This window comes from Exiguobacterium sp. TDN 0502, from assembly GCF_050846835.1.
Lineage (GTDB): Bacteria > Bacillota > Bacilli > Exiguobacteriales > Exiguobacteriaceae > Exiguobacterium_A.
Window position 1 is genome coordinate 134,447 of the sequence record NZ_JBOZGJ010000003.1, and the last position, 16,199, is coordinate 150,645.

Below are 16,199 nucleotides of genomic sequence, written 5' to 3' on the forward strand. Positions count from 1 at the left end.
TATTTGCGCTCTCCTTTTTTGATGCGCGCGAAAGGATCGAATAGATAATGATGATTTGCGACATTCAACACCTGACTAAACAATTCGGAGGCGAGACGGTCTTAACGGACGTTTCCCTCTTCTTAAACGAACACGACCGCGTCGGTTTGATCGGACGAAACGGGAGTGGTAAAACGACATTGCTTCGCTTACTGGCTCGACTCGATCAGCCGGACGGTGGTGTCATCTACCAAAAAAATGGTTTGACGATCGGTTACTTGGAACAACTTCCTGTATATTGTGAGACGATGACCGGACTCGACGTCCTTTGGACAGCGTTTGAGGACATCCTCGCGATCCGTTCTCGGATGCAACGTTTAGAACAAGAGATGGCCGCCCCCACTGCCGGCCTCGATATTTTACTGATGCGTTATGCAGAAGCGACAAATGCGTTCGAACAACAAGACGGTTACTTGCTCGATTCAAAGATCGAGCGCATGGTGAACGGTCTGCACCTTCGGCCGTTACTCACTCGCCCCTTCCATCAGTTAAGCGGCGGTGAGCAGACGAAGATTTGTCTCGGTCGTATATTGCTGATGGCACCGAATCTCCTCATTCTTGACGAACCGACGAACCATCTCGATTTAGCTGCCGTTGAATGGCTGGAGCAGTTTTTACGGGACTATACCGGAACCGTCCTGCTCGTCTCTCACGACCGAGTGTTCTTAGATGCCGTCGTCACCTCGATCGTCGAATTAGAAGATGGCAAACTGACATCTTATACCGGCAATTACAGTGCGTTCGTCGTCGAGAGAGAACGTCGGCTGCTCGAACAGTTCCATGCGTATCAGGAGCAGCAGAAAAAAATCAAGAAGATGAAAGAAGCGATTCGTCGACTGAGGCAATGGGCGAACGAAGCCTCTCCACCGAGTGAGAAGCTGTTCCGTAAAGCAAAATCGATGGAACGGGCGCTCGCGCGAATCGAACGGATTAAACGACCACAGCTCGAAGCCAAAACTGCTGACGTCTCGTTCTCTTCTACCGATCACACGAGCCAAGTCGTCTTTCGCGCTGAAACCCTGTCTTTCGCCTACGAGACGCGACCACTTTTTGATGCAATCTCGTTCGAGATCATGGCAGAGGATCGAATCGCTATCGTCGGAACGAATGGAAGCGGAAAGTCGACGTTGCTGTCGCTGCTGCTGAACGAATTGTCACCGGACGCGGGTACGCTTACGTGCGGACCATCGAATCATGTCGGTTATTTGTCCCAACACGCCTATTTCGAAGAGGACGCCCGATTGATCGACTGGTTCAGACAACGGATTGCCGTTCCGGAAGCGGAAGCCCGTCATCTTCTTGCCCGGTTCCTGTTCTTCGGACCGACTGTCTTCCGATCTGTCTTGTCACTGAGCGGCGGAGAACGTGTACGACTGCAGCTTGCCGTCCTCGTTCATTCGAATGTCAACGTATTGATTCTTGATGAACCGACGAATCATTTGGATATCGAATCTAGGGAGATACTCGAAGAGGCCCTCGAAGATTTTTCCGGGACACTGATTGCTGTCTCACACGACCGCTATTTCTTGAATCGTCTGTTTTCGCAGATTTTTTGGCTAGAACATGGTCTGACGCGCTATCACGGTACCTATTCTTATGCCCAGCAAAAGCGGGCCGTGCTAGCTATGCCTTCACCAAGCAAAACAATCCCCAAAAGCCCAACACGTTTGTCGCAACATGAAGTAGAAAAACAGATTGAGCGGCTTGAACGGAAAATCGAAAAACAGGAACGGTCGAACAACACGGTTTCGAACTCCCTTCAGCAACAACTCGATGCCTTATATGATCAGCTGTTCCAATTTGAATGAGTCCCTTCAACAAGACTGCCGTCTCCTTTAGAGAACGGCAGTCTTGTTCTTTTTTCTGAGGATTGAACCACATCGATTTAGTTCACTTTATTAAGTTTTAAAATTTAATTTTATTTTTTTGTTGCTTATTATCTGAAAATTCGTATAATTTAGCTTATAGCTTTTTATTATTCTTTGGGAGGAATACATCATCATGAATGCCATTCAGCAAGTTATTCAAGGAAGTGTCGATTACGCGAACAACATCTTATGGTCATATGTACTCATTGCCGTCTTGATCGGCGGCGGGATCTACTTTACGATCCGGACCGGCTTCATTCAATTCACCTACTTAAAAGAGATGTTCCGCGTCACACTCGATAAGAGTGAACAAACGACGGATGATACAGGAGAAAGCATCACTTCTCTCCAATCATTCTTCATCGGGGCTGCGACACGGATCGGTACTGGTAACCTTGCCGGTGTTACGATCGCCGTCACACTTGGTGGACCAGGTGCCGTCTTCTGGATGTGGATGGTCGCGTTACTCGGAGGTGCGACAGCGCTTATCGAGAGTACACTCGCTCAAGTCTACAAAGTGCGGGATACAAAATCGAACGCATACCGTGGTGGTCCTGCCTACTACATCGAAAAAGGCTTAAAGAATCGTGCTCTTGGAATCGTCTTCGCAATCTTGATTGCCGTTACATTCGGACTCATCTTCAACTCCGTTCAATCGAATACGATTGCTGCTGCTTTTGACAATGCGTTCGGTATCAATACAGCCATTGTCGGTGCTGTACTCGTCGTCTTGACAGGACTTGTCATCTTCGGTGGTGTCCACCGTGTCGCAAAGTTTTCTGCGATCGTCGTTCCCATCATGGCAGGACTTTACTTGATTGCTGCTCTTTATGTCGTCGTTACGAACCTCACTGAGCTACCTGGTGTCTTCGCAATGATTTTCAAAAGTGCCTTCGGGATCGAACAAGCAGTCGGTGGTTCGGTCGGTGCTGCGATTTCACTTGGTGTCAAACGTGGTTTGTTCTCGAACGAAGCTGGTATGGGATCTGCTCCGAACGCCGCTGCTGCTGCTGAAGTCTCACACCCAGCAAAACAAGGTTTCTTGCAAACACTTGGTGTATTCCTTGATACGTTGATCGTCTGTACAGCGACAGCAACAATCATCCTTCTCAGTGATAGTTATGCTGCTGGAAACGGTGAAGGGATCGGCATGTTACAAAACGCACTCTCTGAGGAATTCGGTGCGATTGCTCCACCATTCATCGCACTAAGCGTCTTCTTATTTGCTTTCAGTTCAATCGTTGGTAGTTACTACTACGGTGAGACGAACATCGAGTTCATCAAACAGAGTCCTGCAGCTGTCTTCGGTTTCCGGATTGCGACAATGGGCTTCGTCTTCATCGGATCCGTTCTCAGCCTTGGTATGGTTTGGAGTTTTGCCGACCTCTTCATGGCAGGGATGACGTTGATCAACATGACGGCAATCCTTCTGTTGGGAGGCATTGCCCTCAAAGTCATCAAAGACTACCAGCAACAACGGAAGCAGGGACTCGATCCTGTCTTCTCAGCAAAAGCACTCGGCATCGAAAATACAGAGTGCTGGGATGTTGAAGAAGAAGCGCGTCCTGCAGCTGGTGAAGTACCACCTTCCCAATAAATCATCTATCGTTTCGAACTTTAGCACCGAGTATGCCTTTGCGCCTACTCGGTGCTTTTAATCTGCTAAAAAAGAGAACTTGGATTATGTTTGCGTCGGACAGGGAAAAAGTCAACAGATTGTATCGAAGGAGGAATTCATCTTGTCTCACGTCATGCTGATCATCAACCCATCGTCAGGTAAAGAACTCGGAAAAAAACACGCGATGCTCGCCGAGGAGACACTCGCTACTCGCTTTCAAACCGTTGACGTCCGTTTCACGGAAAAAGAACACGATGCGACGGAATTCGCTCGTCACGCTGCCGAATCTAGGTATGATGCTGTCATCGCCATGGGGGGTGACGGAACAGTCAACGAGGTCATCACCGGGATCGCCGAGCAATCACATCGCCCAACACTCGGAATCGTACCGCTCGGAACCGTCAATGATTTGTCCCGGGCACTGAAGATTCCAACGGATCCGGAAGAAGCAATCCGGATCTTAGCGGACGCCCCTGCCCGTCCTCTCGATATCGGCAAGTACGATGATCACTATTTCATGAATGTCATCGCCGTCGGTTTAATTGCCGAAGCAGTCGAAGAGGTCAGTGTCGAACAAAAGACGTCACTCGGATCGGTTGCGTATTTCATCGAAGGTCTGAAAGCTTTTAAAGATCACAGTCCTTATCCGATTGAAATCCATTCTGATGAGAAACAGTTCGATGGAGAAGCACACTTGCTCATCATCGCTTTGACGAATTCTGTCGGCGGATTTGAATCATTTGCGGAAGAGGCAAAGGTCGATGATGGACTGCTCCACGGATTCATCATCACAAAACTTGGGTTCATTGATGCCCTCCAGGCACTGCCGAAGCTCATCACGGGCGGATTATCAAAAGCAGATCAAATCGAACACTTCACGACGAAACGTGTCGAGATCCGTTCGAAAGAGGAGCTCCCGATCAATGCTGATGGGGATACAGCGGGTCATGTTCCCGTTACTGTTGAAGTTCTCCCCCAACATTTGACCGTCTTCTCACCTGATTCACCTTAATAGGTCTACTCTTTCAACGAACTGACGCACTGTCAGTTCTTTTTTTACTAAAAAAACCATTACAATATATGTTAACAAAGCGTAATTTTGAAACATATTTGAAATATTTTTGTGTTATTGACGATGCTATAATCATCTCAAGCAAAAAAACATTCCCTAAAATAAATAAATATACATAAATTCTTACAATTTTGTAATGATCAGTTCTGTCGCTTCAGATTTTTAAGGAGGAAATACACTCAATGAAACGTTTACTTACAACAATGACAATGACAGCTTTGGTAGTTTCCGGTTTTGCGACAACGAGTGCTTCGAAAGTTGAGGCCGCAACGACATATAAAGTAAAAGTCATGGCAGACGGACTTCGCGTCCGGACAGGTCCATCAACAGCTTATAAAGTCGTCGGTAGCGTCAATACAGGACAGACATTTAATTATCTTGGTGTTTCCGGTTCATGGACAAAAATTTCGTATGGTGGTGCATCACGCTACGTCTCTTCTACATATGTCAAAAAGTACAGTACAACGACTTCAACAAAAGCAACGACTGGCTTCTCCCGTCCAGCAAGCGGTCCGATCACACAAGGATACGGTGCTGCGAGCGGTGTTTACGGTTATACGTTCCACAACGGCATCGATATTGGTGCTCCGACGGGTACGCCTGTCTACGCATCAGCTGCTGGAAAGGTCATCACATCTCGTTACTACGGTGCATACGGTAATCACGTCATGATGACACATACGGTCAACGGCATCCAATATACGACGGTATATGCACACTTAAATAGCCGCTCTGTTTCAGTCGGACAAACGATTGCTAAAGGTTCGAAAATCGGAACCGTCGGCGCGACAGGCAATGCATTCGGTGCTCACCTTCATTTCGAGATGCATCGCGGATCTTATGTTTACAGCGGAACGTCTGCTGCGAACAGCGTCAATCCCCTCAATTACTTCAACTAAGCTTGATTCACCGGACTTCTCATGGCGAGAAGTCCGGTTTTGTATTTCAGATGAAATCTCCTGACAGGAATGGTACGGTATGATTATGAGTCTAATCCACAACGGAGGCGAAACACATGAAACGAACGACCCCTCTTCTTTTATCCGCAACGTTTGGTGTGGCGTTACTTGCCGGTTGTCAAGATCAGCCGACACCAGAAGAACGGCTTGATGCCTACATCAAACTTTGGGAAAAACAAGATTACGATAAGATGTATACGTATGCGAGTACGGCTACTAAAAAAGAATACGGTAAAAAAGAATTTATCGAGCGGACGAAACAATTATCGAAATCGCTTGATATTAAAAAATTATCCGTCGAGCGAAAAAAAGCAGAGGAAGCGACAGATGATAAAAAAGCGTCTCTTCCCGTCCAAATCTCATTTGATACGATTGCAGGATCCGTCGCTTACGATAAACAAGTTCCATTGACATTTGAAAAACAAGGTGAGACCGAAAACTGGTTCATCGACTGGGATTCTTCTTTTGTCCTAAAAGATTTTAAAAAGGACGATAAAGTCCAGCTGCAAACCGTCGAAGGCAAACGTGGTGATATACTTGATGCGAACGATAAACCGCTCGCGACCTCCGGGAAAGGATATGAAGTCGGCGCGACAGCCGGGCAATTAAAAGACGTCGCACAAGTCGCCGAATTGCTCGACCGCCCGACCTCTTCGGTCAAAGATTCCTTGAAGGCGAGCTGGGTGAAAGATGGACAATTCGTTCCGCTCAAAACACTGACCGACGAAGCAACGGTTGCGAAATTGCGCGACATTCCAGGTATCAGCGTCAAGGAGACGGAAGTCCGAACATATCCACTCGGGAAGGCGGCTTCACACTTAATCGGTTATATCGGTTCTGCAACAGCGGACGAAATTAAAGAATCGAAAAATCAAATCCAAGCCGGTGAACAAGTCGGGAAACGCGGGCTGGAACAAGTACTTGATGATCGCTTACGCGGTAAAGCCGGGGCGACAATCACCTTACAGAAAAAAGACGGTTCAAGCGTTACCGTTGCCGAAACGAAACCGACGGATGGTGAAGATATCGCGTTGACGATTGATGCCGCCCTTCAGAAAAAAACGTACGACACGATGCAGGAGGATCCGGGCACGGCATCAGCGATTGATCCGCGGACTGGTGAGACGCGTGTCTTACTCAGCTCTCCTGGCTTTGATCCTTCCGAACTCATGTCAGGAATCTCGCAAGCACGACTCGATGAACTGACGCAGGATTCGGATCAACCGTTGTTGAACCGATTCACGAGTGCCTTCGCACCCGGTTCGACTCAAAAACCACTGACGGCTGCTGTCGGATTGAAGAGCGGAACGCTCGATCCCGAAAAAGCTTATACAATCAATGGACTGAAAAATAAGATCGATGGTTTTAACGTCACGCGGATTCATGAGACGCCAGCACCCGTTAATCTGCACAATGCGCTCGTTTATTCCGATAACATCTACTTTGCCCGCTCGACACTCGAACAGGTCGGAACGAAGGCGTTCACGTCTGGACTTGAAGCACTCGGGTACGGCGAAAAGCTACCGTTTACGTATCCGTTACGTGCCTCACAGATCTCAAACGACGGCACGATTGCTTCAGATGGACAGCTGATGGACACGTCCTACGGACAAGGACAGATGTTGACGAATATTCTGCACTTAGCATCGATGTATGAAATTTTCCTGACCGATGGAACAATCTATCGTCCGACTCTTTTACAAGAAGAAAAAACGAAGCAAGTCTTCAAAAAAGATCTACTGGATGCGAAAGACGCGAAGATGATTCGCGATGATCTCTATGACGTCGTTCATAACGGTTACACGCTCCCGGCTGATATCAAGGAAGTGGATGTTGCCGGTAAAACAGGTACGGCAGAATTGAAAAAAGCAGGCGAAACCGACGGAAAAGAGAATGGTTTCTTTGTCGGTTACGATAACGATAAAAAAGATCTTCTCGTTGCCATCATGATCGAATCGGTCGAAAAAGAAGATCGCGGCAGTCCGTATGTATCTGGACTCGTCGCAGAAGTCCTCAAACAAAATCGATGATTGTCTTTATGGTGTGATGATTCACCCTGCTCTGCCTCCACTGACGGCGCTCGACGGAGAAACACTCATTGATTACTTGTCTGGCATGTGGACTGCACCGGCACCCGACCGGTTTACACCCGTTCGGATTTTGAACATCACTGACGTTGGTGTCACGGATTCCCACCGTTCGTCGGGAATTGGTCTCCAGTTAATGCAGGTTGCGGAGGAAATCGCGCTCAAGTGAAAGGTCGATACTGCTCGCTTAAATGTTTGGTCGGTCAACGACCGGGCCGCAACATTTTATGAGGAACTCGGAAGCGAGCCGCTATATACGAACTTGCAGAAGTAGTTCGTCCAACAGTAATCTCTATACGAAAGAGCGGATGATCGTGTGATCATCCGCTCTTTTTATTAATGTGAAGGAGTCGTCGCAAGACGTGCTGCCATCAACTGTTGAATCGTTTCTCGATCGTTCTGATGAAGTAAGTCGACAATCTTACTGCCGACGATGACACCAGAAACCGGTCGACTCAATTGTTTGACGTGTTCCGGTGTACTGATCCCAAATCCGGCAAGGACCGGTACTGGACTGTTGGCCGCGACGTTCGCTAAGTGGTCTTCGAGCGTCGTATCAAACGTCGTCTGTCCACCTGTTGTTCCGTTGACTGTGACGGCATAAAGGAATCCTTCACTTTGATCGGCAATCTTTTGGATCCGCTCCATCGGACTCGTCAAGGAAACGAGTTGAACGAGTGCGATGTCTGACTTGTCCTCGTTTTCGAAAAACTGTTCGCTCTGCTCAAGCGGCAAATCGGGAATGATCAAGCCGTCGACCCCGACTTCGCGGCATGTCGCTAGAAACGCCGTTAACCCATATCGGAAAATCGGGTTCAAGTACGTCATCAAGACGATTGGAACATCGACGGTCTGACGGGCAATCCGAACTGCCTCAAGAACATCCTCAAGTCCGACGTTCGCTTCTAGCGCCCGGAGCCCCGCCTCTTGAATGACCGGACCATCGGCGACGGGATCCGAAAACGGAACGCCGACTTCAATCGCCGTCGCGCCGGATTCAGCGAGGAACGTCAGGATTTCTGGGAGTTGATCGATTCCTCCATCTCCCCCCATGACGTACGGGATGAAGGCTTTTTCACCTTTACTTGTAACGCTACGAATCGCTGTTTCTAATCGCATCATGCTTCCCCCTTTAGTGCGTTTCGAACAGTGACGACATCTTTGTCACCCCGTCCAGACAAACAGATGACGAGAACTTCATCTTTCTTCATCTCAGCAGCGAGTTGTGTCGCATAGGCAATCGCGTGTGCTGATTCAAGTGCCGGGATGATTCCTTCCTTGCGGCTTAATAGTTGTAGTGCTTCCAGTGCTTGGCCGTCGGTCACCGCCTCATACTGGACGCGACCGATATCTTTGAGCAAACTATGCTCCGGTCCGACGCCCGGGTAATCAAGTCCTGCTGAGATTGAGTGTGCTTCTTGTACTTGACCGTGCGCATCCTGTAAGAGATACATCATCGAGCCGTGCAAGACACCGACCTCTCCTTTTGTCATCGTCGCCGCGTGTTTGTCCGTCTCAACACCGCTACCGGCTGCTTCGATCCCGTACAATTTTACGTCCGTATCATCGATGAACGGATGGAACATCCCGATCGCATTACTGCCACCGCCGACACACGCGACGATTGCCTCCGGCAGACGTCCTTCTTTTTCGATGATTTGACGACGTGTTTCTTTTCCGATGACTGCTTGGAAGTCACGCACGAGTTGCGGGAACGGATGCGGTCCGAGAACGGAGCCCATCAAGTAGTGCGTATCGTCAACGTGTTTGACCCAGTAGCGAAGTGCCTCGTTGACGGCATCTTTGAGTGTCCGACTCCCTTGTGTGACCGGGATGACAGTTGCTCCGAGCAACTCCATCCGGAAGACGTTCAATTCCTGGCGCCGGACGTCCTCTTCCCCCATGAAGATGACACACTCGAGATCAAGTAAGGCACAAACCGTTGCTGTTGCAACACCATGTTGCCCTGCCCCGGTCTCGGCAACGATTTTCCGCTTCCCCATCCGTTCAGCTAGTAATGCTTGTCCGATTGTATTGTTGATTTTGTGCGCACCGGTATGATTCAAGTCTTCTCGTTTCAAGTAGATTTTTGCGCCTCCCACTGTTTTCGTCAAATGTTCAGCGAAGTAAAGTGGTGTCTCACGTCCGACGTATTCTTTCAGCAATTCGTCCATCCGTGTTTGAAACGCTGGATCCTCCTTCACTGCTGCATATGCTTCCTCGAGTTCAATCACGGCGTGCATCAATGTTTCCGGGATATAACGACCACCATATTTACCGTATTGACCTAATGTATCCGGTTGTGCGTAGCTCATAGTTTTCTCTCCTTTACGGCATCTGCGAATGCCTGCATTTTGATCGGATCTTTTCGTCCATCCGTCTCGATACCACTTGAGACATCGACGGCGAACGGGTGATAACGTTTGATTGCTTCTTCGACGTTCCCTGCTGTCAAACCGCCAGCAATGAACAGCGGACGGTTGGTTTGAATCTCTTGTGACCAGTCGAATGTCTCGCCACTTCCAGCAACCGGTGCGTCGACGAGCAGATAATCCGCCAGTTGCTGTGCTTCTGTGATGTCCGTCACGGGAACCGCTTGAATGACGGGAACCGGTAGCTTGCCGTTCGGGATGGTCCCATGAATTTGAATGAGATCCAGCTCGACTTGTTCGACGGCGTCAATCACCTGTTGATAAGTCGGGGAGACGAACACACCGACGACTTGAACCGTACTCGGAATGTCGCGTCTGAGACGTGCTGCCTCTTCCAGCGTGACCTGTCGTTTGCTCTTGGCAAAGACAAAACCGATGTAATCGGCGAAGCGAACTGCCGCTTCGACATGGTCTCTTTCCCGGAGACCACAAAACTTAATCCGTGTCATACGCGGACGCCACTCGCTTCTCGGATGAAGACTTGCGGATCATCTGCCCGCATCAATGTCTCGCCGACGAGAATTCCGTCTGCACCGGCCGCGTGTAACCGCTGTGCTTCCTCGACCGTCTTAATCCCACTTTCACTGATGTACCGGACACCAGGTTGCTTCTGTTTCAGTAATCCGACCGATGTCTGCAAATCGACTTCGAATTTCTTTAAGTTGCGGTTGTTAATACCGATGATCTGCGCATCAATCGCCTCTGCCCGGCGTAATTCCTCTTCGTCATGGACTTCGACTAAGACCTCAAGTCCTTCCGCGTAAGCATACGCGTACAAGTCAGCAAGCGTTTCCTGATCGAGGGCAGCGACAATCAAGAGAATCAACCGTGCGCCGTGTGTTTTAGCTCGGTCAATCTGAACCCGATCGATGATGAAATCCTTACAAAGGACGGGGATATCGACTGCTGAAGCGACTGCCGCTAAATCGTCCATCGACCCTTTGAAATACGTCTCGTCCGTCAAGACGGAGATGACAGTGGCACCACTCGATTCATATTGTTTTGCCTGTGCGACGACGTCGACGTCGAGTGCGATTGCCCCTTTAGAAGGTGAAGCCCGTTTGATTTCCGCGATGACGGATAAATCAGTGCCTACTAATCGCTGTGCGATGGACGGCTTCAATGCCTCTCGCTCAGTTCGTTCGACCCCGTTTAATTTCAATTGTAAAACTTCTATCCGTTTCGTTTCGATGATGCGCTCTAAGATATTCATCCGATTGCTTCCTCCCGAGTCATTTGTCTTAATTGATTTAATCGTTCCATCGCTCGTCCTGAGTCGATGCTCTCTGCTGCTAGAGCGATTCCTTCTTCGATCGTCTTCGCCCGGTTCGCTGCAAAGAGCGCAATCCCAGCGTTCAGTAAGACGGTATCGCGATAAGCACCATTCTCTCCACCCAGAACACGGAGTAATATCGCCGCGTTCTCTTTTGCACTCCCACCGCGGATCGCTTCAAGTGGAGCTGTCTTCAGTCCGACTTCCTCCGGGTGAAGACTGAAACGGATCAATTCCCCTTCGTCGAGTAAGACGAGTTGGTTCGTTCCGGCAAGCGATGCTTCATCCATTCCGTTTGCGCCGTGCAAGACGATCGCCCGCTTCCGTCCGAGTCGGTGTAATGTCAACGCCATCGTCTCAAGCATATCCTCCCGGTAAATTCCTAATAGTTGTGTCTTAAGCGGAACCGGATTCGTTAACGGACCAATCAAGTTAAAGATTGTCGGAATCCGTAGGTCGCGGCGGACCTTCATGATTTGCTTGACGCGTGGATGCATCCGTTGCGCAAACAAGAAGGCAATTCCGTTCGTCTCAAGCTGTTCTGCTAAGCGTTCCGGTGTTGCGTCAAGCGAAACCCCGAGTGCTTCGAGCACATCAGCGCTGCCCGTTTTACTCGAGACACTCCGGTTCCCGTGCTTCGCGACTTTCATGCCGGCACCTGCTAGGACGAAGGCGGCTGTCGTACTGATGTTGAACGATTGTGAACCGTCGCCACCTGTTCCACAGTTATCCATGAAATCACCTGTGACCGGAATGTCGAGTGCGACCTCACGCATGATTGAAGCGAGACCGGCTAATTCTTCTGCAGTCTCCCCTTTTGCTTTTAGTGCAACGAGAAAAGCGGCAATTTCGCTATCGGTCACGTCTTCCGCAAACAGTTCGCGTGCTGCCTGTTGCATCTCTTCATATCGTAAATGTTTTGCTTCCGCTAATTTTAATAACGTCTCTTTCATCGTTCGTCACTCCTTCGTCAATTCAATGAATCGTTTAATCATCTGTTGTCCTTGTGGTGTTCCGACGGATTCCGGATGAAACTGCATGCCGAATGTCGGATGTGTCTTGTGCTCGAGCGCCATGATCGTCCGGTCCTCCGTTTCTGCCGTGATGATGAGTTCCGTTGGTAAATCGTTTCGCGCGACGATCAGGGAATGGTAGCGCATGACCTCTAGCGTTTCCGTCATCTCACGAAAGAGTTGACCGGTTTGTTGAATCATTGATGTTTTTCCGTGCATGATGACCGGTGCTTCGACGACACGTCCCCCGAACGCTTCCCCGATTGCCTGATGCCCGAGGCAGACGCCGAGAATCGGAACTTGACCGGATAGTTGACGAATCAGATCGATGCAGATGCCGGCGTCAGCCGGACGACCGGGACCGGGTGAGAGAATGATACCGTCCGGCTTCATCTCACGAAGTGCTTCGATGCTGATTGCATCGTTTCGAATGACGTGGACGTCCGTGTAAACCGATGCGTATTGATATAGGTTATAGGTAAAGGAATCATAGTTATCAATCAGGACGATCATTTCCAAACCTCCAGTAGTGATTTTGCTTTGTGTAATGTCTCCTGATATTCAAGGCGTGGAATCGAGTCATAAACGATACCAGCACCTGCTTGAACGGAGGCAACGCCATCCTTGATGACCATCGTCCGGATGGCGAGGGCAAAATCCATATTCCCGCGAATATCGAAATAGCCGACCGCCCCGGCATATACTTCTCGTTTGACCTGTTCATACTGATCAATCAGTTGCATCGCCCGGATTTTCGGAGCACCGGTGACCGTGCCTGCCGGGAGACAAGAGACGAGTGCATCTGCTCCGGTCTTACCGACTGCTAACGTCCCTTCGACGACCGAGACGAGGTGCATGACGTTCTTGAATCGCTCGATTTGCATCAATCGTGTCACTTCAACGGTACCGATCTGGCAAATCCGACCGAGATCGTTACGCCCGAGATCAACAAGCATTCGATGTTCCGCTCGTTCCTTCTCGTCGTGCAGCAACTCTTCTGCCAGTCGTTCGTCCTCTTCTTTCGTCTTCCCCCGGCGACGTGTACCGGCAATCGGATTCGTCGTCACCCGGTCTCCTTTGACTTGGACGAGGCTTTCAGGAGAAGCACCAAGTACGATGGCTTCCCCTAAGTCGATATAAAAGAGATAGGGACTCGGATTATCCTTGCGGAGCTTCCGGTAAAATTGGAACGGATTACCTGAGAACGTCGCATCGAGTCGTTGCGAGAGAACCAGTTGGAAGACATCCCCTTGCCGAATATGTGTCTTCGCTTGCTCAACGAGCCCTTCAAACGTCTCTTGATCCATCAATGGTTCATAGATGACATCCCGGAGTGGTCGCTCGATGTCCGTTCGCTCTCGCGGTTGCTCGAGTTGTGCTTTTCGTTCTGCCAAACGTTGACGTAAGACGTCACGATCAGTGATGCCACCGAGCGACGTCTGAATCAAATGGACACGGTGCTCAAGATGATCGAACAGGATGATTTGGTCGTAGACGGCGAGCAGCGCGTCCGGTAATTGGCGCGTTCGTTCCGGCACCGCTCCGATCGTCTCATACGCCCGCATCATGTCGTATCCGACATATCCGATCCCGCCTGCTAAGAATGGAAGGTCTTCTTTGACACCCTTGCGGAGAATCATCTGTTGCATCAGGCGTACTGGATCACCCGTTTCCTGCGTCTGTTGACCTGTCGTCAACTCCTCCCGTGTCACCGTTCGTCCCTCTGCCCGAATCATCTCCACCGGATCAACACCGATGATTGAATACCGTCCTTGATCCGTATGGGCGGAGCTTTCAAGTAAACATTTCTGTGTTCCGCTCAGTTGTTGAAAAATCATGATCGGCGTCATCTCGTCGCCGTTTAGTTCAAGTTGTTCGATGATAAGTGTATCTGTCTGAACCATCCCTGTTCGCCTCCTGGAATATAAAAAAAGTCCTCCACACAGCATATGCTGTATGGAGGACGATGATCTCGCGGTGCCACCTCTCAATTGGAACGGTTCGACCGTTCCCACTCTGTCTGATGCGTCTAAAGAAGAGACATCATAGCCTACGGTAACGGGGGCATCCGTCGCGACCTACTTCTTCGTTCAGCCACGCTCTCATGAGACCATTCACGAAACCTCGCCGTACGGAAGTCGCACCATTCTTCCGCTCTCTGAAACGCCGATGTTGTTTCGCTACTTAACTCACTCTACGATTTGTTCGATTCGATTGTATACGAAAAGGGTCTTCTCGCCCATTCATGCAGAACATGAAGGACGGGAAGACCCGCGGTACCACCTTCGTTGACGATGCTGACACCGTCCCCTTTGAAACGAACCGGACCGTTGTCCTGATTCGTCGACCCCGATAACGGGAGGAACCCGTCAGAGCCTACTACCCATTGAAAGGATTCGGTCTGAAGCTCAGAAGGCCATTCGCTTGTTGCCCGATACTGATTCGCACCACCCATCAGCTCTCTTGAATCGTTTCACAAGTTACTTCTCTTCGTCTTTGCTATCGTGTGTTGAGTTGATTCTTATATTACGATGCTTCTTCTTCCCTGTCAACTGGAAACTCTCAGTATAAGGAAAGTTGGTTCGGATCAATCGATTCGAGCGCTTGTTTGACGGTTTGGAGGAACTGTCCGGCAACGAGTCCGTCGAGTACGCGGTGGTCGATCGACATACAGAGGTTGACCATGTCGCGTGCTGCGAACATGCCGTTCACCCAAACTGGACGTTTGACGATCGATTCAACGGATAGAATCGCCGCCTGCGGGAAGTTAAGGATCGGTGCTGATTGGATTGAACCGAATGAGCCCGTATTGTTGACCGTAAACGTCCCGCCTTGCATCTCTGCAGATGACAACGTGCCGGCTTGTGCCCGTTTCCCGAAGTCATCAATCGCGCGTGCGATCCCCTTGATGCTTAGTTCATCCGCATTCTTGACGACCGGTACGAACAGAGCTTCCTGCGTCGCGACAGCAAGTGATAGATTGATCGCTTTCTTTTGAATGATCTTATCTCCCGCCCATGTCGAGTTCATGATCGGATGTTTCTTCAATCCTTCGACCGTCGCCTTCATGAAGAACGGCAAGAACGTCAATTTGACCCCTTCTTGTTTGAAGAATGCATCTTTATGACGGTTCCGTGCTTCGACCAAGTTCGTCACATCGACTTCGATCATCAACCAAGCATGTGGTGCTTCGTGTTTCGCGCGGACCATGTTCGAAGCGATGGCTTGACGTACACCGGCAGTCGGAATCTCGATGTCACCCGTCTCTGTCGACTGTGGCGCACTAGCTGGACGTTTTGGTGCGGGTGGTGCTTCTGCTGGAGTCGCTACCGGAGATGCTTGTGCTTCCGGTTTTGGTTCAGTTGCTTGTGGCGCTGGAATCGAGCCGGATTCGATCAGTTTCAACAGATCTTTCCGGGTAATCCGTCCGCCAGCTCCCGTACCCGTCACTTGTTCGAGGTCGATGCCATGTTCTCCCGATAGTTTCAAGACCGCTGGTGAATAGCGTTTTTTCATCGAGGTATCAGACGTCGTCGTCTCTTCGACAGCCGGCACTTCTTGTTCGGTCGCCGCAACTTCCGTTGATCCACCGCTGACCTGCATCGTGACGATCGCGTCACCGACTTGCAACGTATCGCCTTCTTCCGCAAGCAGTGTCTCGATCACACCATCAAACGAAGATGGGACTTCTGCCGTTACCTTATCGGTAATGACTTCCGCAATCGGATCATATTTTTTGACAGTATCGCCCGGTTTGACGAGCCACAACGAAATCGTTCCTTCCGTGACGCTTTCCCCGAGTTGTGGCATCGTAAGTGTTTCAGTCTTCATCGGTCAG

Annotated in this window: 14 protein-coding genes and 2 other annotated features; of the genes, 6 read left to right on the forward strand and 8 right to left on the reverse strand. The window is 49.8% G+C overall.

Annotation, left to right across the window (positions count from 1 at the left end):
- Positions 1-47: 47 nt before the first annotated feature.
- The 6 genes from abc-f to ACRPK8_RS05340 all read left to right on the forward strand — a co-directional run bounded on the left by abc-f (position 48) and on the right by ACRPK8_RS05340 (position 7,812).
- Positions 48-1,847, forward strand: coding sequence for a ribosomal protection-like ABC-F family protein (abc-f, locus tag ACRPK8_RS05315; protein ID WP_432237259.1), 1,800 nt, complete (start codon positions 48-50; stop codon positions 1,845-1,847).
- Between the two features lie 193 nt (positions 1,848-2,040).
- A complete protein-coding gene (locus ACRPK8_RS05320) occupies positions 2,041-3,504 on the forward strand; it encodes an alanine/glycine:cation symporter family protein (RefSeq protein WP_432237260.1) in 1,464 nt (487 codons plus the stop codon).
- Positions 3,505-3,646: 142 nt separating this feature from the next.
- Positions 3,647-4,537, forward strand: coding sequence for a diacylglycerol/lipid kinase family protein (locus ACRPK8_RS05325; protein ID WP_432237261.1), 891 nt, complete (start codon positions 3,647-3,649; stop codon positions 4,535-4,537).
- A 242-nt stretch (positions 4,538-4,779) separates the two neighbouring features.
- Positions 4,780-5,496 (forward strand): peptidoglycan DD-metalloendopeptidase family protein, encoded by a 717-nt coding sequence (locus ACRPK8_RS05330; protein WP_432237262.1) that lies wholly within the window; start codon positions 4,780-4,782, stop codon positions 5,494-5,496.
- Positions 5,497-5,612: 116 nt separating this feature from the next.
- The gene (locus ACRPK8_RS05335) at positions 5,613-7,586 is read left to right on the forward strand and encodes a penicillin-binding transpeptidase domain-containing protein (RefSeq protein ID WP_432237263.1); all 1,974 of its coding nucleotides are present in this window, start codon (positions 5,613-5,615) and stop codon (positions 7,584-7,586) included.
- A 16-nt stretch (positions 7,587-7,602) separates the two neighbouring features.
- On the forward strand, positions 7,603-7,812 hold the full coding sequence (locus ACRPK8_RS05340) for a GNAT family N-acetyltransferase (protein WP_432237264.1): 210 nt from the start codon (positions 7,603-7,605) through the stop codon (positions 7,810-7,812).
- A 167-nt stretch (positions 7,813-7,979) separates the two neighbouring features.
- Here ACRPK8_RS05340 and trpA read toward each other — a convergent pair whose 3' ends face one another.
- The 8 genes from trpA to ACRPK8_RS05380 all read right to left on the reverse strand — a co-directional run bounded on the left by trpA (position 7,980) and on the right by ACRPK8_RS05380 (position 16,192).
- Complete coding sequence (gene trpA, locus ACRPK8_RS05345) at positions 7,980-8,762, reverse strand: tryptophan synthase subunit alpha (protein WP_432237265.1); 783 nt, start codon at positions 8,760-8,762, stop codon at positions 7,980-7,982.
- Positions 8,762-9,958, reverse strand: coding sequence for a tryptophan synthase subunit beta (trpB, locus tag ACRPK8_RS05350; RefSeq protein ID WP_432237266.1), 1,197 nt, complete (start codon positions 9,956-9,958; stop codon positions 8,762-8,764). Before trpB ends, trpA begins: the two co-directional genes overlap by 1 nt.
- Positions 9,955-10,524 (reverse strand): phosphoribosylanthranilate isomerase, encoded by a 570-nt coding sequence (locus ACRPK8_RS05355; protein ID WP_432237267.1) that lies wholly within the window; start codon positions 10,522-10,524, stop codon positions 9,955-9,957. Before ACRPK8_RS05355 ends, trpB begins: the two co-directional genes overlap by 4 nt.
- Positions 10,521-11,288 carry an indole-3-glycerol phosphate synthase TrpC gene (trpC, locus tag ACRPK8_RS05360; RefSeq protein ID WP_432237268.1) on the reverse strand — a complete coding sequence of 256 codons (768 nt, stop codon included), beginning with the start codon at positions 11,286-11,288 and terminating at the stop codon, positions 10,521-10,523. The genes ACRPK8_RS05355 and trpC overlap by 4 nt, the downstream gene beginning before the upstream one ends.
- Complete coding sequence (trpD, locus tag ACRPK8_RS05365; RefSeq protein ID WP_432237269.1) at positions 11,285-12,301, reverse strand: anthranilate phosphoribosyltransferase; 1,017 nt, start codon at positions 12,299-12,301, stop codon at positions 11,285-11,287. Before trpD ends, trpC begins: the two co-directional genes overlap by 4 nt.
- Before the next feature lie 6 nt (positions 12,302-12,307).
- Positions 12,308-12,874, reverse strand: coding sequence for an anthranilate synthase component II (locus ACRPK8_RS05370; protein WP_432237270.1), 567 nt, complete (start codon positions 12,872-12,874; stop codon positions 12,308-12,310).
- Positions 12,871-14,265: an anthranilate synthase component I gene (gene trpE, locus ACRPK8_RS05375; RefSeq protein WP_432237271.1), complete on the reverse strand. Its 1,395-nt coding sequence runs from the start codon at positions 14,263-14,265 to the stop codon at positions 12,871-12,873. The genes ACRPK8_RS05370 and trpE overlap by 4 nt, the downstream gene beginning before the upstream one ends.
- Positions 14,266-14,317: 52 nt before the next feature.
- Positions 14,318-14,567 (reverse strand) — a binding site (T-box leader).
- A gap of 48 nt (positions 14,568-14,615) precedes the next feature.
- Positions 14,616-14,867 (reverse strand) — a binding site (T-box leader).
- A gap of 56 nt (positions 14,868-14,923) precedes the next feature.
- Positions 14,924-16,192, reverse strand: a complete 1,269-nt coding sequence (locus tag ACRPK8_RS05380; RefSeq protein ID WP_432237272.1) for a dihydrolipoamide acetyltransferase family protein — start codon at positions 16,190-16,192, stop codon at positions 14,924-14,926.
- Positions 16,193-16,199 lie beyond the last annotated feature (7 nt).